Raw genomic sequence first — 2,120 nt, 5'->3', positions numbered from 1 at the left:
ACCGTAAGGTCGTAGAAGTGCATGTCCGCAAGCCAGTCCACAACATCCCGCCCACGGTAGAAGCGCGAGACACGCGGGGCGGAGCCGACACAGAGATGGACCTTGCGTTTTTCAAGGAACAGGTCCTCGACAATCTGCGCGCCGGACTGGCCGCTGCCCACGACCAGAACGGCCCCTTCCGGCAACTGGGCCGCATTGCGGTAATCCTGCGAGTGGACCTGATGGATGGCGGGGTCGATCGCGCTGGCATAGCCGGGGATGACCGCGTCCTGATAGGCACCTGACGCGATGACAACATGTTTCGCGTGCCACGCCTCACCACCTGCTACCACGTGGTAGCCACCACTTTCATGGCGCGTAATGGAGGTAACGGCTGTGTGCTCGCGCAGGGGCGGATTGAAGGACTCAACAAAGCCTTTGACGTAGTCGATGATTTCCTGCTTCACCATGAAGCCATGAGGATCGCTCCCTTTGTAGGGATGCCCTGGGAGTGCGCACTGCCAGTTTGGCGTGACCAGGCAAAAATTGTCCCAGCGTTCGTCATCCCACGAATGGCAGGCCGTCTTTGCCTCAAAGACAATGTGCTCCACTTTCTCGCGACAAAGATACCAGCTCATCGAGAGCCCGGCCTGTCCGCCACCCACGATGATGACGGGGATGCTTTTTTCGTTCTGTGACATGGTCATTCTTTTCGTCTCAATAACTGAAAGACAGGACACGCACCTGCGCATCGGGTCGATTGAGGAAGGGCGTACTGGCCTGTCGAATGGCATGCAGCTGGCCAAGGGCGCGGCTGCACGGAAAGCCGTAGCGCGCACGAACCCGCTCGCTGGCTTCCGTCAGGGCCGTATCCGCCTTTTCAAGAAACTCTCGGACCGGATAGTCCTGACCGGGCGTGAAATGGTCTCTTATGACCAGCGATGGGGAGTAACAGTCGGTCTCCTTCCCATCGGGCCAGCGCACGCGAAAGGTCATTTCAGGCATGGTGACAAAACTCCTGAAGCAGGGACGCCAGCGTGCTGCAGCGCCGCGAGACGCCGGTATGCGGGGATGTGCCGGCCAGCGACGTTGCGCCAGTCGAAACGACGGGCGGTTGCGGGACCGCTGACCAGAAAATGGTCACGACTTTTGATGCTCAGCGCGTCACGCAAGGCCACCAACAGGGTTTCGGGGCGCGCCAGGTCACACCACAGTGCATCCGCTTGCGAGAGGTGCCCGGTAAAGGGCGCGATTTCTGGCACAATGGCAGGGGTGCCGCAGGCCAGCGCCTCCAGCGGGCACAGGCCGAACCCTTCTGTTATGGACGGATAGGCCAGCACATCCGCCTGCCGGTAGAATGAAGGCATGTCTTCATCCGCAACCGGTCCGGTTATGGTCACGTGATCCGCTGCACCGCTTTCGTGCAGACGTGCCGCGAACAGCGTCCGGTAGGCAGAATGATCCAGCAATGAAGCCCCGCCCGCCACAACCAGATGCACATCAGGCTGTTCGCGGCGAAGGGCCAGAAACGCATCGAGCAGTTGCAGGGTATTCTTGCGCCGCTCGATCCCGCCCACGGACAGGATCAGGCGCTCACCGACGGGTAGATGATATCGCGCCCGTAGCGAGGCATCGTGCGTGGTTGGTGCGGGCGAAAAGCGCATGGGATCGACCCCGTTGCCGACGATGGGGGCCTCGCGACCATGTTCGTCACGCAGGATGCCTGCCCACAGGGTACTGACGGTAAAGAGTTCGGCCGCCGCCATGAAGCCCCGCTCCTGTCGCGCGGCAAGGATGGGGTGGGAGAAACGGTCGAGATGGTGGACCGTGCGGGCAAAGCCCGGTATCCGCCCCTTTTCCACCAGATCGGCCAGTGCATTGGCGCTGATGGGGTCCTGCGCATGCAGCACGTCAAAATGCTGCCCATGCAGTGCGTCCCTGATTTCACCAATGCGGCGCTCCACCAGCGTTGGTAGATCGCTCTCCGGCACAGCCGGAATACAGTATGTGGCGCAGCAGGGCGTGCGGAAGAAACCGGCTCCTGTTACGTCCGGCGCGATGAGCGTTGCGTCATGGCCCGCGTCACGCAGGGCTTCCGCCAGCGCCATGCCGTGCACCACACCGCCGCGCGGATTGGTCGA

Annotated in this window: 3 protein-coding genes; all 3 read right to left on the bottom strand. The window is 61.7% G+C overall.

The features are described from left to right. Nucleotides 1-680, bottom strand: a 680-nt coding sequence (locus B7449_RS13125) for an NAD(P)-binding domain-containing protein (protein ID WP_048883690.1), incomplete at its 3' end; no start/stop codon positions are given. 16 nt (nt 681-696) lie between these two features. Further along, a complete protein-coding gene (locus B7449_RS13120) occupies nt 697-984 on the bottom strand; it encodes an MSMEG_0570 family nitrogen starvation response protein (protein WP_048883689.1) in 288 nt (95 codons plus the stop codon). Continuing rightward, nucleotides 972-2,120: MSMEG_0565 family glycosyltransferase (locus B7449_RS13115; protein ID WP_148431344.1), on the bottom strand; the 1,149-nt coding region annotated here is incomplete at its 5' end. The genes B7449_RS13115 and B7449_RS13120, both read right to left, overlap by 13 nt.

The organism is Komagataeibacter intermedius TF2, assembly GCF_000964425.1.
Classification (GTDB): domain Bacteria; phylum Pseudomonadota; class Alphaproteobacteria; order Acetobacterales; family Acetobacteraceae; genus Komagataeibacter; species Komagataeibacter intermedius.
Note: the sequence above shows the minus strand (reverse complement) of the source record. Positions and strands in the feature narration are given on the sequence as shown.

What these genes read in the sequence shown, in the direction of transcription:
- B7449_RS13120 (WP_048883689.1), bottom strand. Translation starts at nt 984, where the DNA reads ATGCCTGAAATGACCTTTCGCGTGCGCTGGCCCGATGGGAAGGAGACC.